Source organism: Dietzia sp. B19, from assembly GCF_014145155.1.
GTDB lineage: Bacteria > Actinomycetota > Actinomycetes > Mycobacteriales > Mycobacteriaceae > Dietzia > Dietzia natronolimnaea.
The window spans coordinates 360-4,349 of record NZ_JAALED010000569.1 but is presented as its reverse complement, the minus strand read 5'-3'; the positions used below and the strand labels follow the sequence as shown (position 1 = coordinate 4,349).

The 3,990-nt window shown below is 67.7% G+C and carries 6 protein-coding genes and 1 pseudogene; 6 read left to right on the top strand and 1 reads right to left on the bottom strand.

What is annotated here, in order from left to right; translation table 11 throughout:
• From G6020_RS15550 to G6020_RS15535, 4 genes are all read left to right on the top strand, one after another.
• Positions 1–656: RNA methyltransferase (locus tag G6020_RS15550; protein WP_194306173.1), on the top strand; the 656-nt coding region annotated here is incomplete at its 5' end.
• Between the two features lie 124 nt (positions 657–780).
• The gene (locus tag G6020_RS15545; RefSeq protein WP_182611229.1) at positions 781–1,260 is read left to right on the top strand and encodes a DUF2975 domain-containing protein; all 480 of its coding nucleotides are present in this window, start codon (positions 781–783) and stop codon (positions 1,258–1,260) included.
• Positions 1,260–1,466: a helix-turn-helix transcriptional regulator gene (locus tag G6020_RS15540; protein ID WP_179523505.1), complete on the top strand. Its 207-nt coding sequence runs from the start codon at positions 1,260–1,262 to the stop codon at positions 1,464–1,466. The genes G6020_RS15545 and G6020_RS15540 overlap by 1 nt, the downstream gene beginning before the upstream one ends.
• Positions 1,463–1,645, top strand: coding sequence for a hypothetical protein (locus G6020_RS15535; RefSeq protein ID WP_179523504.1), 183 nt, complete (start codon positions 1,463–1,465; stop codon positions 1,643–1,645). The genes G6020_RS15540 and G6020_RS15535 overlap by 4 nt, the downstream gene beginning before the upstream one ends.
• 9 nt (positions 1,646–1,654) lie before the next feature.
• Here G6020_RS15535 and G6020_RS15530 read toward each other — a convergent pair whose 3' ends face one another.
• On the bottom strand, positions 1,655–2,290 hold the full coding sequence (locus tag G6020_RS15530) for a DedA family protein (RefSeq protein WP_182611231.1): 636 nt from the start codon (positions 2,288–2,290) through the stop codon (positions 1,655–1,657).
• Between the two features lie 191 nt (positions 2,291–2,481).
• Between G6020_RS15530 and fbaA the strand changes: the two genes are divergently transcribed.
• Both fbaA and G6020_RS15520 read left to right on the top strand, forming a co-directional pair.
• A complete protein-coding gene (gene fbaA / locus G6020_RS15525; RefSeq protein WP_182611228.1) occupies positions 2,482–3,525 on the top strand; it encodes a class II fructose-bisphosphate aldolase in 1,044 nt (347 codons plus the stop codon).
• A 234-nt stretch (positions 3,526–3,759) separates the two neighbouring features.
• A pseudogene (locus G6020_RS15520) lies at positions 3,760–3,990 on the top strand (hypothetical protein); the annotation flags it as partial.

The following is a 3,990-nucleotide window of genomic DNA, read 5'->3' as shown; positions in this document are numbered from 1 at the left end:
CGGCGGATCCCGCCGCCGGGCCGACCGAGTGGGGCGATGGGCTCGTGGGCGTCGGACCGTGGGAGCTCGAGCGCCCCGGTGAGCCGCGGCCCACGGGCGACCGCTGGGATCCGGACCTGCTCGACTCGGGCGACCGCCGCAACGTGGTCGACCGCTACCGGTACTGGCGGCGAGAAGCGATCGTCGCCGACCTCGACACCCGGCGGCACCCCTTCCACGTGGCCATCGAGAACTTCGGTCACGACGCCAACATCGGCACCGTGGTCCGGACGGCCAACGCGTTCCTCGCGGCGGAGGTGCACATCGTGGGACGACGTCGCTGGAACCGCCGCGGGGCGATGGTCACCGACCGCTACCAGCACCTGCGCCATCACGAGGACGTGGCCGCGCTGATGGACTGGGCCGAATCTTCAGGGGTGCCGGTCGTCGCCGTCGACAACCTCCCCGGCGCCGAGCCGCTCGAGACCGCCCGGCTCCCGCGCGAGTGTGTGCTGCTGTTCGGTCAGGAAGGTCCCGGGGTCAGCGCCGACGCGCGACGACGGGCGGCGAAGACCGTGTCGATCGCCCAGTTCGGCTCCACCCGGTCCATCAACGCGGGCGTGGCCGCGGGGATCGCGATGCACGCGTGGGTCCGCGAGCACGCTGCGCCGACCTGAGCTGCGCTGACCTGGGCTGGCCGACTTGAGCTGTGCTGACCTGGGCTGGCCAACCTGGGCTGTGCCACCCGAGGTGCAACATCTATCTATTGATTTTCGATAGTTAATCATCCATAGTCGTGAGATGGAGATCGAAAGACGAGCGGTCCTGCCGCTGCGGGTGTCCCTGGTGGTGCTGTTCGCGGTACTGCTCCTGCTGCAGACCATGTCGTTGCCCGGGCAGTTCGCGCACATGGCTGAGACATCGCCGGGCGACGCACATCTGCGGTGGCCACTGACGGCGGTGTCGATCTACTGGGTGCTGTGCATCCAGGTCGTGGTGGTGGCCACCTGGAAGCTGCTCACGCTGGTCAAGGACGACCGCATCTTCACCGACGCGTCACTGATCTGGGTCGACGTGATCCTCGGGGCGATCGTCGCGGCCTGGGGGATGCTCGTGCTCGTCCTGGTGCTCGTGGGCGTCAACGCGAACGATCCCGGACTGCCGCTGCTGCTCTTCCTCGTCGTCGTCATCATCACCGTCGCGGCGCTGCTCATGGTCGTCATGCGGGCACTCCTCCGGCAGGCCACCTCGTTGCGGTCCGAGATGGACACGGTGGTGTGATGCCGATCGTTGTGCGGATTGACGTAGAGCTCGCCAGGCGCAAGATGAGTGTGGGTGAGTTCGCGGAGCGGGTGGGACTCACGCCGGCGAACGTCGCGGTGCTGAAGAACGGGCGTGCCAAGGCGGTGCGGTTCAGCACGCTCGAGGCCATGTGTCGCGTGCTTGAGTGTCAGCCCGGGGACCTGCTGGAATGGGTGGAGGAATGAGGAGCGCAGCGGGGTTCGCCCTGGTCCTCGTCGGGGTGCTGAGCGTGGTGGGCCTCGGGGGAGTGGCGATCGTCCTCGGCGGGGCGGACGACTCCCCGGGCCTTCAGGGGATCGGTGTGGTCCTGGTGGTCGGGGCGACGGTCGCCGCCCTCCGTTGGCGGGGCGGACGACCACGGTAGAGACCCGGCTCAGGCCGCCGGGCCGGAGGGCCCGTTGCGGATGCGGTCGACGAGCTTCGGCCCGGCGGTGACGGCCATCGGTATGACCGAGATCAGCACGATCCCGATGAGGATCAGGTCGATGTGCTCCTTGATCAGCGCGAATTGCCCCAACCATGCGCCGAGTGCGGTCACCCCCGCGGCCCACAACACCGCACCCACCATGTTGAACAGCACGAACACGCGGTAGCGCATCCCGGCCATGCCCGCCACCAGCGGCGCGTAGGTGCGGACGATCGGCACGAAGCGGCACAAGATGATCGTGGCCGGCCCCCACTTGTCGAAGAACTCGTGGGCCTCGCGGATGTAGACCTGCTTGAAGATCCGCCCGTCCGGCCGCTCCCGCAGGTGGTGGCCCCACCGGTTGCCGATGAAGTAGCCCACCTGGTCGCCGAGGAACGCCGCGATCGGGGCGGCCACCAGCACCACCCACAGTGGTGCGAAGGGGTTGTCCTGCTGGGTGAGCAGCCCCGCGGTGAACAACAGTGAGTCGCCCGGGAGGAACGGGAACAGCAGACCGGACTCGATGAAGACCACGGCGAGGAGAGCCGGGAGTATCGCGTTGCCGAACGGTCCGTCGCCGGACAGCCAGAACTCCGGGTCCATGAATCCGGGACCGAGCGCCAGGACGTGCTGGGCCTGTTCGGCCACCAGGTGCGTGTTCACCTCGGGAATCGTAGACCCGCTCTGCTGGGAAACGGCTGAAACCGTGCCCCCGCTGGTCCTCCGGGGCCCGCCACCTCGCGGTACCTCGTAGGATGGGATGAGTCACAGTGCCGAAATCTGGAGGATCGTCAATGCCTATCGCCACCCCGGAGCAGTACAAGGACATGCTCGACCGGGCTCGCAAGGAGGGCTTCGCCTACCCCGCGATCAACTGCACCTCCTCCGAGACCATCAACGCGGCCATCAAGGGATTCGCCGACGCGGGCTCGGACGGGATCATCCAGTTCTCCACGGGTGGAGCGGAATTCGGGTCCGGCCTGAACGTCAAGGACATGGTGACGGGCGCGGTCGCGCTGGCCGAGTTCGCGCACATCGTGGCCGAGAAGTATGACGTGTTGGTCGCGCTGCACACCGACCACTGCCCCGAGGACAAGCTCGACACCTTCGTGCGCCCGCTCATCCGGATCTCCCAGGAGCGCGTGGACGCCGGGCGTAACCCGCTGTTCCAGTCGCACATGTGGGACGGCTCGGCCACCCCGCTCGACCGCAACCTCGAGATCGCCAAGGAGCTCCTCGAGAAGACGGCCAGCGCCAACCAGATCCTCGAGATCGAGATCGGCGTCGTGGGCGGCGAGGAGGACGGTGTCGAGAACGAGATCAACGAGAAGCTCTACACCTCCCGCGAGGACTTCGAGGCGACCATCGACGCGCTCGGGGCCGGCAACACCGGGCAGCGCTACCTGCTCGCCGCGACGTTCGGCAACGTCCACGGCGTCTACAAGCCGGGCAACGTCGTGCTGCGTCCCGAGGTGCTCAAGATGGGCCAGGAGGTCGCGGTGGAGAAGCTCGGTCTCAACGAGGGTGACCTGCCGTTCGACTTCGTCTTCCACGGCGGCTCGGGCTCGGCCAAGAGCGAGATCGAGGAGGCGCTGAGCTACGGCGTCATCAAGATGAACGTCGACACCGACACGCAGTACGCGTTCACCCGCCCGATCGCCGGTCAGATGTTCGCCAACTACGACGGCGTCCTGAAGATCGACGGCGAGGTCGGCAACAAGAAGGTCTACGACCCGCGCTCGTACCTCAAGAAGGCCGAGCAGGGGATGTCCGAGCGGGTCGTCGAGGCGTGCAACGACCTCAAGTCGGCCGGCAAGTCCAAGGGCGCCTCTGCCTGACCAGCGGCTTCGGCCTGATCACACTCACGGCGACCCGACGGGGTCGGTGCCACCAGCGGCGTCTCTCCTCCAGTGGAGAGGCGCCGCTGTCGTGTGATCACCGGGTGGTCTGGGCGCCATGCCCGGCAATTCTGGATCGAACACTTGTGCTGTTCCGCCCCGGGCGATAAGATGGATCACACGTTCGAATGGTGGCGAGTTTGATTGGCGGAGGGGGGTGCGGTGGTGGATCCGATGATGACGACGACGAGTTCGGCGGCGTTCGGGGCGCTGCGCGCCGTGCCGGAGGCTCTCGACACGTTGGGCGCCGAGGCGTTGAGCGAGGTGGCGCGGTCGGCCACTCTGGCGCAGAACCTCGCCGCGGCCACCCGACTGCAGGCCGCGCATCACCTGGTTGAAGCGATGGGGCGGCTCGATCGGGAGGCGCGGGGGTCAGGCCCCGGCCGGGAGTCTGGCGATTCCGGC